This window comes from Pseudomonas sp. MWU16-30316, from assembly GCF_020515645.1.
Lineage (GTDB): Bacteria > Pseudomonadota > Gammaproteobacteria > Pseudomonadales > Pseudomonadaceae > Aquipseudomonas > Aquipseudomonas cerasi.
Genome location: NZ_JAIZAZ010000005.1, coordinates 249,676 through 271,345, shown reverse-complemented (window position 1 = coordinate 271,345; position 21,670 = coordinate 249,676). Strand labels below are relative to the sequence as shown.

General features: G+C 60.5%; 17 protein-coding genes and 1 tRNA gene. 14 read left to right on the top strand and 4 right to left on the bottom strand.

What is annotated here, in order from left to right:
- Positions 1–5 precede the first annotated feature (5 nt).
- Genes LCH65_RS17955 through LCH65_RS17945 form a run of 3 tightly spaced genes read left to right on the top strand, consistent with a single transcriptional unit; the run spans position 6 to position 3,551 of the window.
- The gene (locus tag LCH65_RS17955; protein ID WP_096107624.1) at positions 6–1,577 is read left to right on the top strand and encodes a sugar ABC transporter ATP-binding protein; all 1,572 of its coding nucleotides are present in this window, start codon (positions 6–8) and stop codon (positions 1,575–1,577) included.
- Positions 1,564–2,568: an ABC transporter permease gene (locus LCH65_RS17950; protein WP_046719337.1), complete on the top strand. Its 1,005-nt coding sequence runs from the start codon at positions 1,564–1,566 to the stop codon at positions 2,566–2,568. The genes LCH65_RS17955 and LCH65_RS17950 overlap by 14 nt, the downstream gene beginning before the upstream one ends.
- Entirely contained in the window at positions 2,565–3,551 is a 987-nt protein-coding gene (locus LCH65_RS17945) for an ABC transporter permease (protein WP_046719338.1), read from the top strand. Before LCH65_RS17950 ends, LCH65_RS17945 begins: the two co-directional genes overlap by 4 nt.
- Positions 3,552–3,558: 7 nt before the next feature.
- Here LCH65_RS17945 and LCH65_RS17940 read toward each other — a convergent pair whose 3' ends face one another.
- Positions 3,559–4,797 (bottom strand): acyl-CoA dehydrogenase family protein, encoded by a 1,239-nt coding sequence (locus LCH65_RS17940; protein WP_003364280.1) that lies wholly within the window; start codon positions 4,795–4,797, stop codon positions 3,559–3,561.
- Between the two features lie 425 nt (positions 4,798–5,222).
- Between LCH65_RS17940 and LCH65_RS17935 the strand changes: the two genes are divergently transcribed.
- The 3 genes from LCH65_RS17935 to LCH65_RS17925 are packed head-to-tail and all read left to right on the top strand — an operon-like array spanning position 5,223 to position 8,298.
- On the top strand, positions 5,223–6,437 hold the full coding sequence (locus tag LCH65_RS17935) for an SfnB family sulfur acquisition oxidoreductase (protein WP_046719339.1): 1,215 nt from the start codon (positions 5,223–5,225) through the stop codon (positions 6,435–6,437).
- Positions 6,438–6,452: 15 nt separating this feature from the next.
- Entirely contained in the window at positions 6,453–6,893 is a 441-nt protein-coding gene (locus tag LCH65_RS17930; RefSeq protein WP_003364275.1) for an acyl-CoA dehydrogenase, read from the top strand.
- Positions 6,894–6,897: 4 nt separating this feature from the next.
- Positions 6,898–8,298 carry an LLM class flavin-dependent oxidoreductase gene (locus LCH65_RS17925; protein ID WP_058417381.1) on the top strand — a complete coding sequence of 467 codons (1,401 nt, stop codon included), beginning with the start codon at positions 6,898–6,900 and terminating at the stop codon, positions 8,296–8,298.
- Between the two features lie 134 nt (positions 8,299–8,432).
- Here the strand turns inward: LCH65_RS17925 and LCH65_RS17920 are convergent, their stop codons facing one another.
- Both LCH65_RS17920 and baeS read right to left on the bottom strand, forming a co-directional pair.
- Positions 8,433–9,116, bottom strand: coding sequence for a response regulator (locus LCH65_RS17920; protein WP_003435490.1), 684 nt, complete (start codon positions 9,114–9,116; stop codon positions 8,433–8,435).
- The gene (gene baeS / locus LCH65_RS17915) at positions 9,113–10,504 is read right to left on the bottom strand and encodes a sensor histidine kinase efflux regulator BaeS (RefSeq protein ID WP_226439689.1); all 1,392 of its coding nucleotides are present in this window, start codon (positions 10,502–10,504) and stop codon (positions 9,113–9,115) included. Before baeS ends, LCH65_RS17920 begins: the two co-directional genes overlap by 4 nt.
- A gap of 144 nt (positions 10,505–10,648) precedes the next feature.
- Between baeS and LCH65_RS17910 the strand changes: the two genes are divergently transcribed.
- From LCH65_RS17910 to LCH65_RS17885, 6 genes are all read left to right on the top strand, one after another.
- Positions 10,649–11,851 carry an efflux RND transporter periplasmic adaptor subunit gene (locus tag LCH65_RS17910; RefSeq protein ID WP_003435486.1) on the top strand — a complete coding sequence of 401 codons (1,203 nt, stop codon included), beginning with the start codon at positions 10,649–10,651 and terminating at the stop codon, positions 11,849–11,851.
- A gap of 2 nt (positions 11,852–11,853) precedes the next feature.
- A complete protein-coding gene (locus LCH65_RS17905) occupies positions 11,854–15,000 on the top strand; it encodes an efflux RND transporter permease subunit (protein WP_096128122.1) in 3,147 nt (1,048 codons plus the stop codon).
- Positions 15,000–16,406, top strand: coding sequence for an efflux transporter outer membrane subunit (locus tag LCH65_RS17900; RefSeq protein WP_226439714.1), 1,407 nt, complete (start codon positions 15,000–15,002; stop codon positions 16,404–16,406). Before LCH65_RS17905 ends, LCH65_RS17900 begins: the two co-directional genes overlap by 1 nt.
- A gap of 117 nt (positions 16,407–16,523) precedes the next feature.
- Entirely contained in the window at positions 16,524–18,263 is a 1,740-nt protein-coding gene (locus LCH65_RS17895) for a tannase/feruloyl esterase family alpha/beta hydrolase (RefSeq protein ID WP_226439688.1), read from the top strand.
- A 200-nt stretch (positions 18,264–18,463) separates the two neighbouring features.
- Positions 18,464–18,537, top strand: a tRNA-Cys gene (locus LCH65_RS17890).
- A gap of 253 nt (positions 18,538–18,790) precedes the next feature.
- On the top strand, positions 18,791–19,081 hold the full coding sequence (locus tag LCH65_RS17885; protein ID WP_032609754.1) for a hypothetical protein: 291 nt from the start codon (positions 18,791–18,793) through the stop codon (positions 19,079–19,081).
- Positions 19,082–19,233: 152 nt separating this feature from the next.
- Here the strand turns inward: LCH65_RS17885 and LCH65_RS17880 are convergent, their stop codons facing one another.
- Positions 19,234–19,611, bottom strand: a complete 378-nt coding sequence (locus LCH65_RS17880; RefSeq protein WP_044307998.1) for a YceK/YidQ family lipoprotein — start codon at positions 19,609–19,611, stop codon at positions 19,234–19,236.
- A 179-nt stretch (positions 19,612–19,790) separates the two neighbouring features.
- Between LCH65_RS17880 and LCH65_RS17875 the strand changes: the two genes are divergently transcribed.
- Together LCH65_RS17875 and LCH65_RS17870 are read left to right on the top strand one after the other, a co-directional pair.
- Positions 19,791–20,429 (top strand): isochorismatase family cysteine hydrolase, encoded by a 639-nt coding sequence (locus tag LCH65_RS17875; RefSeq protein ID WP_003370729.1) that lies wholly within the window; start codon positions 19,791–19,793, stop codon positions 20,427–20,429.
- A 226-nt stretch (positions 20,430–20,655) separates the two neighbouring features.
- On the top strand, positions 20,656–21,669 hold the full coding sequence (locus LCH65_RS17870) for a 2-oxoglutarate and iron-dependent oxygenase domain-containing protein (protein WP_226439687.1): 1,014 nt from the start codon (positions 20,656–20,658) through the stop codon (positions 21,667–21,669).
- Position 21,670: the final 1 nt, after the last annotated feature.

The following is a 21,670-nucleotide window of genomic DNA, read 5'->3' as shown; positions in this document are numbered from 1 at the left end:
CGATCATGGGATCAGCGATTGCAGACGTTGAAGTGGCGCCACCGGCCTTGCACTTGGCGGGTATCAGCAAGTGCTTTGGCGCCACCCAGGCGCTGGACGGCGTAAACCTTAAGGTCGAGGCCGGAACGATTCACGGGCTGGTGGGAGAAAACGGGGCGGGCAAGTCGACCCTGATCAAGATCCTCGCTGGTATTCATCGTGCCGATGCCGGCAGTTTGAGTATTCACGGCCAGCCGTTCGACAGTTTCACGCCGCGTCAGGTCGAAGCCGCAGGCGTGCATTTCATTCATCAGGAGCGACTGCTGCCGGGCAGCTTCAGCGTCGGCGAGGCACTGTTTTTCGGGCAGGAAATCAAGCGTGGCCCCTTCGTCGATCGCCGCGCCCAGGAGCGTGAAGCGGCAAGGCTTCTGGACGATTACTTTGCCATGCGCCTGCCTGAGGGGGCTTTGGTACGTGACCTGGACAGCGCTCAGCGGCAGATACTGCAGATCACTCGTGCGTTGCTGGCCAGGCCGAAGGTGCTGGTGTTCGATGAGCCGAGTGTGTCACTGGTCAAGCAGGAGGTGGACCGCTTGCTGGGCATTGTCCGCCGCCTGCGCGATGAAGGGCTGACCATTGTCTACATTTCCCACTATTTGCAGGAGATCGAATCGCTGTGTGATCAGGTCACCGTGCTGCGTAACGGACGCGATGTGGCGGTGGTCGATCCGGCACTCACCAGCACCGCGCAGATCGCCCGGCTGATGGTCAATCGGGAGGTCGGCGAGCAATATTTTCGTGCCCGGACATTACCCGGCACGCCCGTGCTTCAACTGCGCGGGCTGGGGGCAGGGCGCTTCTACGACGGCGTTGACCTGAGCGTGCGGCGTGGCGAAGTGCTGGGCCTGACCGGGCTGGTCGGCTCGGGTGCCAAGGAGCTGCTCAAAAGCCTGTTCGGGCTGCTCAAGCCGGATCGCGGCGAACTGTTGTTGAACGGTCAGCCGTTGCAGCTGAAATCACCACGTGACGCGGTACACCATGGCATCGCGCTGGTCCCCGAGGAGCGCCGCACGCATGGCGTGGCACCGGCGCTTTCGGTGCTGGAGAACATCACGCTGGCCAGCCTGGGGCGCTTCAGCCGCTGGGGATTGCTCGACGCTGCGGCGCAAGCCGGGGAAAGCCAACACCTGATCGATGAACTGGCAATCAAGACCTCAGGCCATGATGCGCCGGTGCACGCGCTCAGCGGTGGCAACCAGCAAAAGGTTGCGCTGGGCAAATGGCTGAGCCGCCATTCGACGTTATACCTGCTGGACGAGCCCAGCGTGGGTGTCGACATCGGCGCCAAGGTGGAGATCTACCGGTTGATTGCCCGGCTTGCGGAGGGCGGTGCAGCGGTGCTGGTGCTGTCGTCGGACTTGCCGGAGCTGATTGGCATCACTCAGCGCATTGTGGTCCTGCACAGAGGACGCATTGCAGGCGAATTCGACTCATTGAGCACCGACAGCGATCAGCTGCTGGCCTGCGCCACGGGCGCCAGTGAAAGCGACCATGACAGCCAATCATGCCCTCCGGAGGCCCATTATGTCCGCGCTTGATCTATCAATCGCACAGGTTGGCGATCCAGCGCAACGCTGGCTCGTGCAACTGGCGCAGCGCGGGTCGTTGCTGGTGTTTCTGGCGATTCTGCTCGGCTTTGCCGTCAGTGCGCCTGACTTCCTCAGCCTCGGCAACATCAGCAACGTGTTCGCCCAGTCAGCAACGCTCGGCATACTCGCGCTGGGCCTGACCTGCGTGGTTATCGGTGGTGGTTCCAATGTGGTCAGCGGCGGCCTGGACCTGTCGCTGGCGGCCAATCTCGGTCTGTGTGCGGCCGTCTACAGCAGCCTGAACAATGCCGGGCTCGATGCCTGGCAAGCGATTGGCCTGACGCTCGGCTGCGGCCTGCTGGTCGGCGCGTTCAACGGTCTGGCGGTGGTGTTTTTACGCTTGCCGCCGTTACTGGCAACGCTGGCGAGCATGAACCTGATTGCCGGCCTGGAACTGGTGCTGACCCAGAACACTGTGCTCGCGACCGACTCGGCATTGCTGGACAGCCTGGCGTCCGGCGTCTGGCTGGGTGTTCCTGCGCTGGCCTGGGTGCTGCTGGGCGTCGCGGCGGTGTTGTGGCTGGTGATTCAGCACAGCGCGTTCGGCTTGCGTCTGTACGCCATCGGTGAATACCCGCAAGCAGCCGAGGCTGCCGGGTTGAATCTGCGGCGCTATGTGCTTGCCAGTTACCTGATTGCCGGAGGCTGCGCCGCGCTGGCTGCATTCTGCTCCGCAGCTTTTTTCAGTGGCAGCACGACCGGTTCCGGTGACATGTTGCTGTCAGTGGTGGCCATTGCCTTTCTCGGTGTGGTGTTCTCGCGGCGTCTGACCGCCAACATTCCCGGCACGCTGTTGGCGACGCTGCTGCTGGGCTTTTTGATCAACGGCTTTCAATTGCTGAACATTTCCAGCTTCTGGGTCAACGGCGTGCAAGGCGTGTTGATTCTGTTGGTGGTGGCATTTTCCGGAGCATTCGGCCGCCGGGAGGGTGAACAATGAATACGCTGACCCTGACGAACTCTTCGACGCTGATCAAGGTTCTGCCGCGCCTGTTGCCAGCGGTCCTGCCGCTGTTGGTGCTGATCATCCTGCTGTTTTTCGCGATCAATGCGCCGGGCTTTCTGAGTTGGGGCAACCTGTCGAGTCTGGTACTGAACAACTTCGTGTTGCTGGCCATCGTGGCAATCGGCATGACCTGGGCTGTTGCGGCTGGCGGTATCGATCTGTCGGTGGGAACGGCGCTGGACTTTGCCAGCCTCGGTTTTGTGGTCACGCTGAATGGCGGTCATGGTCTGGGGGCGGCCATTGCGGTCGCTATGCTGGCAGGTGGCATGGCCGGGGCGTTCAACGCGATGCTGATCGCCGGGCTGCGTATTTCGCCGTTTCTGGCGACGCTGGGTACGCTGTTTATCGGCACCAGCGTGCAGCAGTTGTTATCCGACGGTGGCCAGCCGATCTATATCGCTCAGGGCGTGTTACCGGGGATCAGCGCTGTGCTGATCCTCGGCGTGCCATTGCCGCTGCTGGTGGTCGGGTTGCTGGCAGGACTTTACGGGCTGGTCCTGGCGCGCGGGCGTCTGGGACGGGAAATCCTTGCGCTGGGCACGCAGCCGCAACTGGCGTATTACTCGGGCCTGCCCACGCGACGCATTGCCGTGCAGGTGTTTTTCGCCAGCGCGCTGGCCTGCGCAGTGGCGGGTATCCTGCTCAGCTCGACGGTCAACGCCTACGTGCCGATGTCAGGCAACGCCTACCTGATCAATGCCATCGGCGCCGTGTTCATCGGTACGACGCTCAGCCGTCAAGGGCGTCCGAATATTCCGGGCACACTTTTGGGCGTGCTGTTCATCAACGTGATCGCCAATGGCCTGTTGCTGATCGGCTGGAACTTCTATTGGCAGCAGGTTGCGACCGGGGCGCTGATCTTTCTGGTGCTGGCGTTCAGTTTTACCAGTCGCCACCTGCTGCGTAACGCGGCGTAAGTGCCCCTCAAGCGTTACCTTTACCGCTGCCGATCTGCCAGACAAACGGCGGCTCGGTGCCGTTGATGCGCCAGTCACCGACAATGCGCGCCTTGTAGATCAGCGGATTGTGCGATGCCGCTGTGCGCGCATTACGCCAGTGGCGATCCAGCGCCTTGTTGACGCTGACACCTGAAGCGCCCAGTGCGTTGAACAGATCGCTGGCAGCGCGCAGTACCAGTTCCGAGACGATCACCTGTGCCTTGGCGGTCTCGATTTCGGCGGCGATATTGGCGTCTTTTTCCCGCTGTGGGTCATCTCCGAAGCGTGCCAGGTACGCACGCTGCAACGGCTCGGCGGAGCGCAGCGTTGCGGCCTCGGCGGCGTAAACCTGAGCGGCGACCTGACCGACCACTTGCTGCACTTGTGAGTCCTGGCTGACGCTCCCGGCGTTGCCATGGCTGAAGACGCGTTTGCGATCGCGCACTTCCTGAGCGATGTCGCGTTCGACAGCTCGACCAATCCCGGCCAGCACCGCCAGCAGCACCAATTGATAAAACGCCGTCTGGTATTTGAAGCGTTGCTCGAACGGTATGACGTGTGTGGCCGGCAGCGGTACGTTGTTGTAGACCGAGGTGCCGCTGCCGGTGGTGCGCTGGCCGAACCCGTCCCAGTCGTCACTGTGACGCACGCCGGCATGCCTGGCGTCGACGACCGCGATCACATCGGCGCCGGTATCGGAGCGCTGGGCGTAGACGTCTATCCAGTCGGCAAAGATGCTGCCGGTGCTGTAAAACTTGGTGCCGTTGAGCACGAAACCGTCGCCTTGCGGGCTGACTTTGGTAATCACGTCGCCGATTTTCACCGCACCGACTTCGGTCCAGCCGTTACCCACCAGATCCCCGGCCACAAAGCGCGCAAACCACTGGTCACGGTCCGCGCCGGGTGGTGCATTCAGGCGGTCTTCGACGAAAGCGAAGTGCGCGCGCAGGGCTTGCGGAATGTTCGAGTCGGCTTCGGCCAGCTCGATCAGCAGTTGAAACAGCTGGCTGATCGATGCACCCGCACCGCCATATTCGATAGGCACACGCACAGCGCCGAAACCGGCTTTCTGCAGCCAGGCAATAGGCTCATGGGGCAGGGCGCGAGCTTTTTCGCGTTCGACACTGCCAGCGCCAATCTCACGGAAGATCGGGCGAAATCGGTTGGCCAGGGTTTCGTAATCGGTCCCCAGCGAGAGCGGGTTTGAGCCGGTTGTTTGAGTCATGCAGTACTCCTGAGCGCGAAGAGATCGGCACATGGGCCGGTGGAAGGTTCGCCAGGCTCTCTGCATGCTTTGTGCCTGAATGTAACTGATTGATTTTAATGATTTATTTATGATTCGCTGTTTTTCTTGTTGATCAGCCAACAGTGGCATGACCGCTGGCTGGCCAATCGCACAGCGTTGTCAGCCATGCCGGCAGCTCGTCGGCCTTGGAATACCTGTGCCTGCGCTGGATGTGCTGTGAGTGCGCCGCTGTTCGGCCAGCAACAGCGATCGAACATTTTGCTCTGCGGGGTGCCGTCATGCATGAGCTGATATATGCAAATTATTGATTTTAAATGAATTATTTTTCGGCATGGGCTGTGCAATGTTCAGGGTCAAGCGTGTTGAGTGTTTTCAACCTGTCGCCAACGAGCAGGAGCCTGTCCATGAGTTTTCCTTCCTCTCTTCCCACTGCCGCACCTCCCGCCGCGCACGTCATTGGTTCGGATGCCGAAGCCATCGAAGTGGCCAGGGCACTGGCCGGTCGCTTCGCTGAGGAAGCTTCAGCGCGTGATCGCGAACGGCGTCTGCCAGTCGCCGAGCTGGATGAGTTTTCCGCCAGTGGACTGTGGGCCATTACCGTACCCAAGGCCTACGGCGGTGCGGGCGTTTCCTATGTCACCGTCGCGGAAGTGATCAAGCTTATTTCTGCCGCCGACCCTTCACTCGGGCAAATCCCGCAGAACCACCTGGGCGTGCTCGATATCCTCTTGCAGACCGGCACCGAGGAGCAGAAACGCCACTACTTCGGCAAGGCGCTGGCCGGCTACCGCTTCGGCAATGCGTTCTCCGAGTCGAAAAGCAAGAACGCCGGCGCCTTTCAGACCCGGATTCGCTTCGAGGGCGAGCACGCGGTGCTGGACGGCGAAAAGTTCTACTGCACCGGCGCACTGTTCGCGCACCTCGTGCCGGTTTCAGGCGTCAACGAGCAGAATCAGGCGTTCATCGCCTTCGTCGAACGCGACAATCCGGGCCTGACCATCATCGATAACTGGGACGGTTTCGGGCAGCGCACCACGGCCAGCGGCGGGGCTGTTTTGAAAGCCGTTCGCGTACCGTCGAGTGCGGTGATCCCGGCGTATCGCGCTTTCGACGAACCGACGGCCAATGGGCCGATTTCGCAGATCATTCAGGCCGCGGTGGACACCGGCATTGCTCACGGCGCGTTCGAGGAAACCCTGAAGCACGCCCGGTTGGCGCGGCCATGGATAGACAGCAAGCAGGATTTCGGCTGGCAGGACCCGTTCAGCATTGCCGCCATCGGCGACTTGCAGTGGCGCCTGCACGGCACCGACGCGATCCTCGCCAAAGCCGGGCAGGCCATCGACCACGCCCTGGCCGAACCCAGTGAAGCCAGCGTTGCACAGGCCTCGGTGATTGTCGCCCAGGCCAAGGTGCTGTCGGCGCAGATTGCCTTGCTCGCCGGCAGCCAGTTGTTCGAACTGGCCGGCACCCGCTCGGTGCTCGGCAAACTCAATCTCGACCGCTACTGGCGCAACGCGCGGACCCACACGCTGCATGACCCGGCGCGCTGGAAATATCACCTGATCGGCAATCAGGTGCTCAACGGCATTGCACCGCCACGCCACGCCTGGAACTGATCAAGGAGTATGCCCATGACGCATCCCGCTATTACCGCACAACTGGCGGTCGCCGCCGAAGACCTTGATCGGGCGCGCCAGGGCCTGCAAGACACCCTCGATTACCTGCGTGAGCACGGTCGGCCGTGGTCGCTCAGTGGTCTGCAGCGCGTGGTCGATGACCCTTATGTGATCAGCAAGGTCGGGGACCTGCAGATTCGTCTGGACGTCGCCGCCGCGCTGCTGGAGCGCGCCGGGCGTCTGGACGCTTCGGCCGAGCAACACCTGATCGCCAGCAGCGAGGCGGTCATTGCCAGCGCCGAGGCTCTGCAGGCGGTGGGCGATATTCAGTACGAATTGACCGGGCAGCGCCCGTTATTGCCACCCCCGGCCGGCCGTGAGCCGCTGCGCTGGCACTATAAGGTTATCGGCAATCAACGCCTCAACGGCGTGGTTCCGCCACAGCTTCAGGAGTAAGTGCATGCCTCGCCAAATCCGCCTTAATGCGTTTGACATGAACTGCGTCGGCCATCAATCGCCGGGCCTCTGGGCACATCCGCGTGACCGTTCCTGGCAGTACAAGGACCTCGAATACTGGACTGATCTGGCGAAAATTCTCGAACGCGGCAAGTTCGATGGTTTGTTCATTGCCGATGTGCTGGGCATTTACGACGTCTATCGCGGCAACGGTGAGGCGGCAATTCGCCAGGCTACTCAGGTGCCGGTCAACGACCCGTTGCAGCTCATCCCGCCCATGGCGCTGGTGACCGAACATTTGGGCTTCGGCCTGACCGCGTCGCTGTCGTTCGAACATCCCTATCCGTTTGCCCGTCGCCTGTCGACGCTGGATCACCTGACCAAGGGGCGTGCGGGCTGGAATATCGTCACCTCGTATCTGGAAAGCGGTGCGAAGAACCTGGGCCAGAAAACCCTGACCGAACATGACGCGCGCTACGACTACGCGGAGGAGTATCTGGAGGTTTGTTACAAACTCTGGGAAGGCAGCTGGGAAGACGGCGCGATTCTGCGTGACCGGGAGCGCCGCGTATTCAGTGATCCGACCAAAATCCACGAGATTCGCCATGTCGGCAAACACTTCCAGGTGCCTGGCATCCATTTGTGCGAGCCGTCGCCGCAACGCACGCCTGTGCTCTATCAGGCCGGCGCTTCAAGTCGCGGCAAGCAGTTCGCCGCCGAGCACGCCGAATGCGTTTTCGTTGCAGCGCCCTCGAAAGTCCTGCTGAAAAAGACCGTGGCCGATATCCGCCGGCGCACCGCAGAGGCCGGTCGCGACCCGTCCAAGGTGCTGATTTTCAATTTGCAGACGGTGATCCTCGGCGAGACGGATGCCAAGGCCAGGGCCAAATTCGAGGAATACAAAAGCTGGGTCAGTTATGAGGGCGCGATGGCCTTGATTTCCGGCTGGACCGGTATCGACTTCAGCCAGTTCAAGCCCGACGAACCCCTTCGTCACGTTCACACCAATGCCATTCAGTCGGCGGTCGAGACCTTTTCCAGCGCAGACCCGAACACGATATGGACGCCGCAGGCACTGGCCGATTGGGTCGGAATCGGTGGCTTCGGCCCGCTGTTTGTCGGCAGCCCGGAAACGGTGGCGGATCTGCTGCAGGAGTGGGTGGAAGAAACCGACGTTGACGGGTTCAACCTGGCGTACGCGCTGACCCATGAAACCTTCATCGATGCGGTCGAGCTGTTGGTGCCTGAGCTTCAGAAGCGCGGCGTCTACAAGACCGAATACGCCAAAGGCACGTTGCGCGAAAAGCTGTTTGGCGATGGGCCACGTCTGGAAGCAAGTCATCCGGGCGCTGCCTTCCGTGACCTGGCTGCGCTGCAGAGCAACCGGCAGACGGAGAGTGCCTGAGGTGTGATGACTGTCGTTGCGCAGGCGACGCGGCTCAGATTTGTGACGCGGAGCGTCACGACAGGCATTCCCACGCTGAAGCGTGAGGAACGATCGTCCTGTCACTATCGTACCCATGCTCCGCACAGGACCGGTCACAACTCCAGCTTGTAGCCCACCCCGTACAGCGACTGGATCGGGTCCTGACCCGGGCAGGCCTGCTCCAGTTTGCGGCGCAGGTTGCGGATGTGGCTGTCCACGGTGCGGTCGGTCACTACGCGGTGATCTGAGTAGAGCCTGTCCAGCAAGTGGTCACGGGAGAAGACCCGGCCCGGTGAGCGGGCGAAGGTCGCCAGCAGACGCAGTTCCACCGGGGTCAGGTCCAGGGTGACACCGTTGAACGAGGCCTGGTAGTGCGCTTCGTCCACCTGCAAACCCTTGGGCGTGTGCGGCTCGCTGGAGGAGCTCCGACGCAGGATGGCTTTGACGCGAGCGACCATCTCACGGGGGCTGAACGGTTTGCAGATGTAGTCGTCGGCACCGAGGTCCAGGCCGAGCAATCGGTCGATTTCCTCGACGCGTGCGGTGATCATCACAATGGGCACGTCGCTGAAGCCGCGCAGCTCCTTGCAGATGTCCATGCCATCGCGGCCAGGCAGCATGATGTCGAGCAGGATCAGTTGTGGCGCGTTCGCTCTGACAGCGGGCACAACGTCTAGCCCGTTACTCAGGCAGTGGGTCGAATACCCGGCCGCGATCAGGTAGTCGCGCATCAGCGACGCCAGCTTGGGCTCGTCTTCGACAATGAGAATCGGTGTTTCAACGCTTGTGGCGGTCATGGGCGCAAGTGTCCGGGCAGGCACAGGGTCAGCCAGAGGCCGCCTGTGGGCGAATGGTCGGCGCTCAGGCTGCCGCCGTGGGCGAGGGCGATGCTGTGACAGATCGCCAACCCCAGACCCGCACCGCCGCTGGCGCGGTTACGTGAAGTTTCACCGCGATAGAAACGTTCGAACAGTCTGGGCAGTTGCTGCGGGTCGACGCCGGGGCCGGAATCCATCACATCGACGTGCACCTCATCACCCAGCAGGGCAGCACGCACGTGCACTGTGCCACCGGCATCGGTGTAGCGCACCGAGTTTTCCAGAAGGTTGCTGATCAATTGCTGCAGGCGTCCCGGATCTGCGTGCACCGGTAGAGCTCCGCCAGCAAGCTCCAGCTGCAAATGTAACTGACGGGCTGCGCAACGCTCTTCGAACATGTCGGTGATATTCGTCAGCAGCGCCGCCAGATCACAGTCGACCTTGCGGTAGGTCAGGGCGCCCACATCCGCCAGGGACAGCTCATACAGATCATCCACCAGCTTGCTGAGCATGCCGACTTCGCCCTGCAAAGACTTCATCGACGCCTGATCCAGTGTGCGCACGCCATCCTCGATGGCTTCCAGTTCGCCACGCAGGACCGACAGCGGGGTGCGCAGCTCATGGGACACGTCGGCCATGAATTCGCGGCGCATCTTCTCATTGCGCTCCAGCGTGTACGCCAGCTGGTTGAAGTCGCGCGCCAGTTGACCGACCTCGTCGTTCGAGGAAACCGCCACGCGGCTGGCGTATTCACCGGCGGCAAGGCGATGGGTTGCCGCGGCCACACGTTTGACCGGATCAAGCAGGGTGCGCGCGATCCACCAGGCAATCAGCACCGCCAGCAGCAGCGACAGCACGCCCATCGCCAGGCTGGCACGCAACTGGTACTGCTGAAAGCGCTCGCCACCGGCTTCGCTGACACTTTGAAAGGGCGTGACCGCCATCCAGCCGACGATTTTGCCGTCGACTTCCACCGGGCGCATGAACTCATCGTCATGGACCCCTGGAAAGCCCATCACCAGGTTCTTCTGCGCATCCAGCAGCGCGATCCGGAACACTGCGCCGGTCAGGTCGGAGGTAGGCGGCGTCGCCAGCCCGGGGATGGCGAAATCCTGCGCCGGCTCCGGGCGCATCACTTCGAACCAGCGATCCTTGTTGTCACGCATGAATTCCCAACTGCCTTCGCGCGCATAGGCAGCGGCCAGCCGTGGCAGGACCGGCGACATGCGCTGCATGGCCTGTTCGTTGAGGTAACCCTGAAAGCCGCGGGCAAAGCTCCAGTTCGCGGTCAGGCCCATGATCAGGATGACTGACAGCACGCTGGCCAATACCGCGACAAAGAGTTTGGTGGAGATGCTCGATTTCATGAAGGCTCGGGGTTTCCCTGAAGACGGCGTCCATTTAGGCCCTCGCGACGGCAAGTTTCAAGTCAACGCGGCAATCTTCAATTTTCCTGCACATTTGCCTCGCACTCTGGCGTCAGGCTTTCGCCACAACGTCCTGAGGCAATCATGTCGAGCAAGATTTTCGCCAAATACCTGATGACTTTGACCTTTGTCATCTACGCAGCCCTTATCGGTCTTCTGAGCGGTTGTTCAGACGGCAATTCGCCGCCTGCTGCGGAGAAACCGAGCGTGTCGGTGGTCACCGTCAAACCGCGCAGCCAATCGCTGACCACCGAGCTGGCGGGGCGCACCAAAGCGTACATGGTTGCCGAGATACGGCCTCAGGTCAGTGGCATCGTGCAGCAGCGACTGTTCGTCGAAGGCGCCGAAATCAAGGCTGGTCAGCCGTTGTACCAACTCGACAGCGCGACCTACCAGGCGGCTCTGGCAGAGTCGCAGGCCACGCTCGCCAAGTCCCGTGCCACGCTCAAGTCCGCACAGGCCACCGCCAAACGCGATGTGCAACTGGCCAAGATCGATGCCATCAGCCAGCAGGATAAAGAAGACGCCGAGGCCAGCCTGCTGACTGCCGCCGCCGAGGTGAAAGTGGCGGAGGCCGATGTGCAGACCGCACGCATCAATCTGGCCTACACACGGATTACCGCACCTATCAGCGGCCGCATCGAGACCTCGACCGTGACCCCCGGTGCATTGGTGGTGGCCCAGCAGGACACTGCGCTGACCACGGTTCAGCAACTGGACCCGATTTACGTCGACGTCACCCAGTCCACCACCGAGTTGCTGCGTCTCAAGCGCGACCTGGCCAGCGGCAAGCTGCAAACCAACAGCGACGGGGAAGCCCGAATCACCCTCAAGCTGGATGACGGCAGCACCTACAGCCAGGAAGGCCGCCTGCAATTCAGCGGGGTCAGCGTCAATGAGGGCACCGGCACGGTGACGCTGCGTGCCAGCTTTGCCAATCCGGAGCGGCTGTTGCTGCCCGGCATGTACGTGGTGGCGGTGCTGGAGCAGGCGCAGGATCAGAATGCGATCCTGATTCCGCAGAAGGCCGTCACCCGCAGTGCCAGTGGCCAGACCACGGTGTTGCTGGTGGTTGACGGCAAGATCGAGCAGCGGGTGATCAGCGTCGACCGCACGGTGGGCAACCAGTGGTGGGTGAGCAGCGGGCTCAAGGCCAATGATCAAGTCGTGGTCGAAGGCGGACAGAAAACCCCGGTAGGCACCGAGGTTACTGTGCAGAGCGCTGACAACGCCGATTCGCCAGCGTCTGGTACTGCGGCCACTGCCGCTGCCGTGAAGGAGGGCTGAATATGGCTCGTTTCTTCATCGATCGGCCCATCTTCGCCTGGGTCATTGCCATCTGCATCATGTTTGCCGGTGGGCTGTCCATCAGCCAGCTGCCACTTGAGCAATATCCCAACATTGCGCCGCCGACGGTAAAGATCTCCGCCACTTACACTGGTGCATCGGCCAAGACCGTCGAAGACTCTGTCACGCAGGTCATCGAGCAGCAGATGAAGGGGCTGGACCGGCTGACTTATATGTCCGCCTCCAGCAGCTCTGCGGGCAGTGCGAGCATCAGCCTGACCTTCGCCGCCGGCACCGACCCTGATGTGGCGCAGATGCAGGTGCAGAACAAGCTGCAGCAGGCCGAGTCGCGCCTGCCGCAAAGCGTGCAGAGCGAAGGCTTGACGGTGACCAAGGGCAGTTCCGACTTCCTTATGCTGGTCGCCCTGGCCTCCGATAACGAAAGCGTCACCGGCACGCAGATCGGTGATTACATTTCCAGCACGCTGCTCGATCAACTGAGCCGTGTGGATGGCGTCGGCGACGTTCAGACCCTGGGGTCGGGGTACGCGATGCGGATCTGGCTGGACCCGGCGAAGATGGAAAAGTACTCACTGATGCCCTCCGACATCAGCTCGGCCCTGGAGGCGCAGAACACCGAGGTCTCGGCAGGCCAGTTGGGGGCCTTGCCCGCGGTGGAAGGTCAGCAGTTGAATGCGACCATCAGTGCCCGCAGCAAGCTGCAGACGCCCGAGCAGTTCGAGAACGTGGTCGTCAAATCTTCCAGTGACGGCGCTGTTGTGCTCTTGCGCGATGTGGCGCGAGTGGAGTTGGGCAGCGAGAGCTATGACATCAACTCGGCGCTCAATGGCAGGCCTGCGGCGGCGATGGGTATTCAGCTGGCGTCAGGCGCAAACGCGCTGAGCGTTGGTGAAGCGATCAAGGCCAAACTCAAGGAGCTCGAACCGTTCTACCCCGCGCAAATGCAACTGAAAACAGTCATTGCCTATGACACCACGCCATTCGTGAGCCTGTCGATCAAGGAGGTGGTGAAGTCGCTGGGTGAGGCGATCGCGCTGGTGGTGCTGATCATGTTTCTGTTCATGCAGAACCTGCGCGCCACGCTGATTCCGGCGATTACCGTGCCGGTGGTGCTGTTGGGTACGTTCGGCGTGCTGGCGCTGTTCGGCTATTCGATCAATACCCTGACCATGTTTGCGATGGTCCTGGCCATCGGCCTGCTGGTCGACGATGCCATTGTGGTGGTGGAAAACGTCGAGCGGGTGATGGGCGAAGAGCACCTGAGCCCGCTGGAGGCGACCCGCAAATCAATGGATGAAATTACCAGCGCGCTGATCGGTATTGCGCTGGTGCTGAGCGCCGTGTTCATTCCGATGGCCTTTTTCAGCGGTTCCACCGGGATTATCTACCGGCAGTTTTCGGTGACCATCGTTTCGGCCATGCTGCTCTCGGTACTGGTTGCAATGACCCTGACGCCAGCGTTGTGCGCAACGATGCTCAAAGCCTCGGATGCGCAACTGCACGCACAGCGCGGTGGCTTTTTCGGCTGGTTCAACCGCACGTTCGACCGCAGCGCCGATCGCTATCAGCGAGGCGTGGGCGGAGTCATCGAACATCGCGGACGGGGCCTGCTGGTGTATGTGCTGGTGCTGGTGGTCATGGCGGTGGGTTACGTCAGTCTGCCCACCTCGTTCCTGCCGGATGAAGACCAGGGCGCGCTGATGGCGCAGATCCAGCTGCCGGTGGGCGCTACCGACAGCCGTACGCAGGCGGTGATGCGGCAGTTCGAGGCTTACATGCTCAAACAGCCGGAAGTCGAGGCGTTGATCAGCATTTCCGGGCTGGGGATGGGCGGTAACAGTCAGAACACCGCCAGGGCGTTCATCAAGCTCAAGGACTGGAGCGAGCGTTCCGGCAAGGAGCAGGGCGCAGCGCAGGTGGCACAGCGCGCGACGCTGGCCCTGGCGAGCATCGGTGACGCCAGCGTGTTTGTCATGCAGCCGCCTGCGGTACGTGGCCTGGGGCAGAGTTCGGGGTTCGATGTGCAACTCAAGGACCTCGGCGGAGTGGGGCATGAGGCACTGGTGGCGGCACGCGAGCAGTTTATCGAGCTGGCGAGAAAGGACTCGAGCATGCTGGGCGTGCGCAGCAACGGCCTGGACGACACTCCGCAGCTGAAAGTGACCATCGACGATCGCAAGGCCGGAGCGCTGAGCCTGTCCACCAGCGACATCAACTCGACCCTGTCCACTGCGCTGGGCGGCAGCTACATCAATGACTTCCTCAATCAGGGGCGAGTGAAGAAAGTCTACGTGCAGGGCGAGGCTGCTTCGCGTATGCAATCAGCCGATCTGGACCATTGGTTCGTGCGCAACAGCAATGACGAAATGGTCCCGTTCTCGTCGTTCGCCAGCAGCAGCTGGAGCTATGGTTCGCCGTTGCTGGAGCGTTACAACGGCAGCTCGTCACTTGAAGTGGTGGGCGACCCTGCGCCAGGTGTCAGCTCGGGTACCGCGATGGATGCGGTTGAGGCCATCATCAAGCAACTGCCCGAAGGCATCGGGTACGAGTGGACCGGGCAGTCCTATCAACTGCGCCTGTCCGGCTCCCAGGCGCCGATGCTCTATGCCATTTCAGTGCTGTTCGTGTTTCTCTGCCTGGCAGCCCTGTACGAGAGCTGGTCGGTGCCGTTCTCGGTCATGCTCGTGGTGCCGCTGGGTGTGGTCGGCGCGGTACTGGCGACGCGGATCAGTGGCTTGAGCAATGACGTGTACTTTCAGGTGGGCTTGCTGACCACCGTGGGCCTGGCGGCGAAAAACGCGATTCTGATCGTCGAGTTCGCCAAACATCTTCAGGAACAGGGCAAAAGCCTGCATGAAGCGACCCTTCTTGCCGCCCGGCAACGCCTGCGTCCGATTCTGATGACTTCGCTGGCGTTCATGTTCGGTGTGCTGCCGCTGGCCCTCAGCAGCGGTGCCGGCTCGGCTGGGCGTAATGCGATCGGCACGGGCGTACTGGGTGGCATGTTCAGCGCCACCGTGCTGGGGATTTTTCTGGTGCCGCTGTTCTTCGTGGAAGTGCGTCGCCGCTTCAGTCGTTCGTCAGGCACTGCTCCTGCGGCTCAACCCACATCTACAGGTGAAGCATGATGCGTCTTTTCTGGCCTTCGCTGGCTGTCACGGCGCTGCTTGCGGGCTGCGTCAACCTGGCCCCGGATTACCAGCGCCCTGAAGCGCCGGTTTCAAGCCGATGGCTGCCAGCGACGGCTGCCCAACCGGCTGCGTCGGGCAGCGTGCCCACGGATATCGAATGGCAGAATTTTTTCATCGATAACCGCCTGGTGCGCCTGCAGAACCTGGCGCTGGTGAATAACCGCGACCTGCGCCTGGCCAGCCTCAATGTCGAGAAAGCGCAGGCGCAATATCGCATCGAGCGGGCGGCGAGCCTGCCGACCATTGATGCCAGTGGCAGCGGCACGCATACACGCACGCCGTCATCCACCTCGATGACCGGAAAGTCATCGATCAGCCACGAGTACAGCGCGCAGTTGGGCTTGAGCAGCTATGAGCTGGATGTGTTCGGGCGTATCCAGAACCTTCAGGACGAAGCGCTTGAGGATTACCTGGCGTTGACCGAAACACGGCGCAGTACGCAAATCAGCCCGATCGCAGAAGTGGCGACCGGCTGGCTGACCCTGGCCGCCGACAACCAGCTTCTGAAACTTGCCGAAGACACGCTGGCCAGTCAGCAGAAAAGCTACGACCTGACCAGAAACAGTCATGCGCTGGGCGGTTCTTCCGGGCTGGAAGTGGCCCAGGCGCAGACAACGGTCGAATCGGCGAGGGGCGATGTGGCGCAATATAAAAGCCAGATTCTTCAGGACCGCAACGCCTTGCGCCTGCTGGTCGGCAGCGATCTGCCGGAGGAGTTGCTGCCCGATGCCGACATGCAGTCGGTGGCGCAATTGGTGCAGGTGCCGGATGGCCTGCCTTCCAGCCTCCTGCAGCGTCGCCCGGACGTGCTGAGTGCCGAACACACACTCAAAGCCGCGAACATTGATATCGGTGCCGCGCGTGCGGCGTTCTTTCCCAGTATCACCCTGACTGCCAGTGCAGGCTCTTCCAGCACCAGCCTGTCAGGTCTGTTCAAGTCCGGAACCGGCGCGTGGAGCTTTGCGCCAAGTATCAGCGTGCCGATTTTCGACGGCGGCGCCAATCGGGCCACGCTTGACTCGGCCAAGGTCGAGAACCAGATCCAGATTCAGACCTATCAGCAGACGATCCAGACCGCATTCAAGGAAGTGGCCGATGCCTTGGCGGTGCGCAGCACGCTGGATGAGCGGCTTGCCGCGCAGCAGGCCTACACCGATGCCAGCCGCAGAAGCTACGAACTGGCCGACGCCCTATACCGCGGCGGATCGCAGAGTTATCTGGAGGCGCTCGAGTCGCAACGCTCGCTGTACAGTGCCGAGCAGGACCTGATTTCCCTGCGCCTGACAGAGCAGAGCAACCGCGTCACGCTCTACAAGGTCATGGGCGGCGGATGGAATCGGTGATGGTTTTTTCCACTAGCCTTTGAATAATCGCCAGGCTTGAACGTTTTACCCTTGCCCACAGTGCGGCCATTTGCAGGTTCGCACTGTGGTTTTGATCCTTCATGAACAGGAGTTCTCATGAAACCCTCCCAGCCGAAGTACGCCCACGCCTTGTTGCTGCTGGTCACTTCACTCAGCATTCAGACGCCGGCTCTGGCCCGTACGGCATCCTCGGCGACCGCCGACAACGTGGCCCGGCTTGCAGTGGTCAAACCGATCAGCAGTTGTGCTGCACTGAGCAGCGTGGAACTCAGTGACATCGGCGGGCAGGGCAGTCGTGTGCTGGCGGCCAGTGAATCGACGCGTGACGGTGTTGCGGTGTGTGCGGTGGAAGGCCAACTGGCGCCGGAGATCAATTTCAGGCTTGAGCTGCCAACCGGGACCTGGGAGCAGCGCTACCTGCAAGTCGGCTGCGGCGGATTGTGTGGCAACGTCAACTCGACCGTGCGTGCCGCTGATGGCTGCACATCCCTGAATGCCGGCGCCTTTGCGGTGGCCTCCACTGACATGGGCCATCGGGCGGCAGACGAGCATTTTGGCGATGATCCGCAAAAACGCGCCGATTTCGCCCATCGTGGTGTGCACCTCACTGCGCTGGCCTCGAAGAAACTGATCGCCGCGTTCTATGGTCGCAAAGCAGAATACGCCTACTTCAGTGGCTGCTCGGACGGCGGTCGCGAGGCGTTGATCGAAGCACAGCGTTACCCGGACGATTTCGACGGCATCATTGCCGGAGCCCCGGCGCTCAACTTTCAAGTGCAGAAAACCCTGTATCACGGCTGGATGGCGCGCTCCAACCGAGGGGCAGATGTCAAGCCTATCTTGCTCGCCTCACGACTGCCATTGCTGCACAAGGCCGTACTTGACCAATGCGATGTGCTGGACGGACAGATTGACGGCCTGATAGCGGATCCGCGTATCTGCCACTTCGATCCCGCCGCGCTGCAATGCAAGGCGTCGGCCGACCCCGCCACGTGCCTGAGCGCAGAGGAGGTGGCCACGGTCAGACGCTTTTACGAAGGTCCGAAAGACGCTGCCAGTGGTGAGCGACTGACCCTGGGCGGCCCGCAGCCGGGTTCGGAATTGGCTTGGGCCGGCGTGTTCGTACCGGTTAGCGCCGATCAGACGGTATACAGTGAAAAGGCCGCGCTGGAGGCCATTCGCAACGTCGTGTTCGAGAAGAACCCACCGGCAAGTTTCGATTTGAATGCGCTGAACTTCGACGAGAAAACCTTTGATCAACTGCGCCCGTTGCATGCGCTGTACGACGCCACCAACCCCGATCTCTCGCCATTCGCCAGCCACGGCGGCAAGCTGATCCTGTGGCACGGCTGGGCCGACCCGAACGTCTCACCGCTCAACACCCTGGCGTACCACGAGGCGCTTGAAGCACAGATGGGCAAGAGCCGCACCGAGGCATTCTCGAGGCTGTACCTGCTGCCCGGCGTTTATCACTGCGGCGGCGGGGAAGGGCCAAGCCTGGTCGATCTGCTGACGCCGATCATGGCCTGGGTCGAAAAAAGCCGGGCCCCGGACGCCATCGTTGTCCGACAGGCAGGCCCCGACAAGGCCGGCAACAGGCAGAGGCCGCTGGCACAGTCGCTGCCGGCGTCCATGGTCAAGGAAAACGTGGGCAATCGCGGACGTACCCGCAAGGTCTTCCCGTACCCGTTCATGGCCGAGTACGACCACAAGGGCTACGCGAAAAACGCAAACAGCTACCAGCGCGCCCAGCCGCTGACCACGGAAAAAACACCGCAATGGATGGGCAGCGGGTTCTTCAAACCGTATACGCCTCTGGAACGCCAGGCGCAGTAGCGGTTGCACTGGTACAGCGTGGGCGAATTATTTTCTCCTCGTTCTTGACATGGCATGCGAACCAGTACAGAATTGCGTCCATTCCTGAGCGAGGAATTGAAAAAAACCCTTTAGATTCAATGGGTTGGAAGCCAAAGAAATACAGGTTTCCCGCGAAATCAAAACACGTTTGATGTTCAAGTGAAGCATCTTTCGTTTGAGGCCGAGTAGCAAAATGGTTATGCAGCGGATTGCAAATCCGCCTACGCCGGTTCGATTCCGACCTCGGCCTCCACTATTCAAAGCCCCGCAGATTAACGTCTGCGGGGTTTTTTATTGGGCGCAGATTTGTATTTTTCCATCTGATCAGGACAACTCCGGGACACTGAAATCATTCATAGGCACCGCGCTCAGCCAGCAAACAAAAGGGCTGGCTCATACACGATTGGAAAGTGGCGTGAGTTGCTTGAGTGGTCTATTAATTTCATGTGTGTCTTAACGAGGGCTCAGCCTTGGTCGGTAGAATTTCTGATTCCGAACTTCATGAAATGCGGATTCGCAAGTTGCAGAACGACATCGCCGACTCAGAGCGCCTCGGGATGCCGGTGAAATTCATGCACCTGTCCGCGTTGACATCCACCAGTCGGGAGCATCATATCGAACGACATGGCGCGTTGTTCACGGGGCAGCAGATGCTCGATTGGTGGGCAGAAGGGGATAATCGGGTGCGCTGCCGATGCGCATGCACCCCGATACTTCTGGACAGGCAGGGAAGGCCAATGACGCCTGACCTGATAGCCAATGCCAAAATGGAGTTGAAGAACTTCAAGGATTCCTGAGCTTTCGTTTGATGCTTTTTGCGCAATTGAGGCGTTTCTGCAGATCCGATTCCCACCTGTGCTCCCACCATTCAAAACGCCGCAGATTAACGTCTGCGGGTTTTTTATCGGGCGCGATGAAAGTGATGGGTTCCGAAAGCCGAGCTCAGCCGCTATTTAAAGCGGCTTGCGTTGATATAACCGTATTGGTTTTGCTGATAAATCGTGTAAGGCAGGAGCAATGTATCGACGATGCCTGATAAGCCCATGTCCAGTAAAACCCACTCGGGCGCATTGGTCTTCTGATAAGCGCTACTCTGTTTGGGCTCGGCGTTCAGTTCACAGAAATCGAGCATGACCCCGCTGTAAACGCGCGGAATGGAGGAGCAATTTGATTTCCAGTCAGTGAGCTTTTCACCTGCGACGGAATCGGGTCTGAACGTAGTGTTGATCGTTCCGCACCCCGTCAAGGCAAGTGCCAGCAGTAGCATGCCATGGGTTTTCAGATGAAACCTGCCTGACGGTTTTTGCTTTACGAACCCCGGCTTCATAATAACGCTCCTTGTATTTTCGATGCGTTTAGGACGGAAACTCAGTCGCGCGAGGCACATACTCTGCACTGCCGCGTGACCGGTGCGCAGTTCTTCCATACAGATGCCCTGAAGACATACAGCACGATTATTGCTTGGCAAGGCTATCCAGCCTGTCAGGCTCAATCGAGGTAAGTCCCATGAGCAAACCCCTTGTCCGCTGGCCGATCATTCCGCGCAGAACGGCGGTCATCGTTGTAGACATGCAAAAGGTCTTTTGTGAGCCCACCGGGGCGTTGTACGTAAAAAGTACTGCGGGCATCGTCCAGCCCATTCAGATGCTGCTGCAAACCGCACGGGCTGCGCAGGTGACGGTGGTTTATCTTCGCCATATCGTGCGCGGCGATGGTTCTGATACCGGACGCATGCGTGATCTTTATCCGAATGTGGACCAGATACTGGCACGGCATGATCCGGACGTTGAGGTCATCGAAGCGCTAGCGCCTCGGTCGGGTGATGTGATTGTCGACAAGCTGTTTTACAGCGGCTTTCATAACACGGACCTGGACACCGTGCTGCGTGCGCGGGATGTCGACACCATCATCGTCTGCGGTACGGTCACCAATGTGTGTTGTGAAACCACGATCAGGGACGGGGTGCATCGAGAATACAAAGTCATCGCCCTGAGCGACGCCAACGCTGCAATGGACTACCCGGATGTCGGGTTCGGCGCTGTTTCAGCCGAAGAGGTACAGCGAATATCGCTGACGACGATTGCCTATGAGTTTGGCGAAGTGACAACGACTGCCGACGTCATCCAGCGCATTGAAAACGCCTGAAAACAGCGGGTCGAATGTGCGCAATTCTGGCCCGTTTTTCAGGCCTGTGCATTCAAACCATGCGTTCTGTTTCAGACCGTTTGATCCGGTTTTAACGGTCGAACCAGCTAACTGCTTGTATGAGCGATGAATTCTTCCAGTGGCATGCTTTCTGCTCTTGCCTCGCTGACCTTCACCCTTGTTGGTGAGCCTTTCCAGCAGCGTGTCAGCGAGAGGAAACAGCCGTATGACTCTGCAATATGTGCCCATTATCAACCTGGCCCCCTATTTCTCAGAAGACCCGGACGGTAAGGCTGCCGTAGCCAAGGCAGTCAATCAGGCGTGCAGGGATATCGGGTTTCTGGTCATTACCGAGCATCAGATTCCCGGAGAGCTTATCGACAGGGTCTCGCGTTTGACCCGCCAATTCTTTGATTTGCCGCTGTCGGAAAAGCGCAAGGTAGATCGGCCCAGCCCGGAGATGGTGCGGGGTTACAGTGCGGTGGCCGAGGAGAGCCTTTCCTATTCTCTGGAGGAAAGTGCGCCGGGGGATCTCAAGGAGTCTTTCTCCATCGGGCCGAGCGATGTGCCGGATGAAGATTATTATCACAATGCCCAGGCCGGCTCGCACTTCGCACCGAATGTCTGGCCTGCGCAAAACCTGCTGCCCGGATTCAAGGAGGCTTATCAGGCCTATTTCGATGCCATGAGCGAATTGGCCCAATCGCTGATGCGCCTGTTTGCCTTGGCATTGGAACTGGATGAGTATTTTTTCGATGACAAGATCGACCGGCATATCAGCATGTTCCGCAGCCTGAGTTATCCGGACATCAAGACCGAAGTCGAGGCTGGTCAATTACGCGCGAGTGCGCATACCGACTACGGCAGCCTGACCATCGTGCGCCCCGATAACGCGCTGGGCGGCTTGCAAGTACGTAATCGTCAAGGCGAGTGGGTCGATGTGCCGTATGTCGAGAATGGTTTTGTGGTCAATATTGGCGATCTAATGATGCAGTGGACCAACGACCAGTGGATTTCCACACTGCATCGAGTGGTCAACCCGCCGATGACCAGCGAGCAGGACAACCGTCGACAGTCTCTGGTGTTCTTCCATCAACCCAACTACGACACGTTAATTCAATGCCTGCCAGGCTGCCTGCCGTCTGGCGCCACGCCTCGGCATGCGCCGGTGACATCAGGCGATCATTTGCTGTCCAAGTTCGTCAAGCAGACCACTTTTGGCGGCAGCAAGGTGGCCTGAT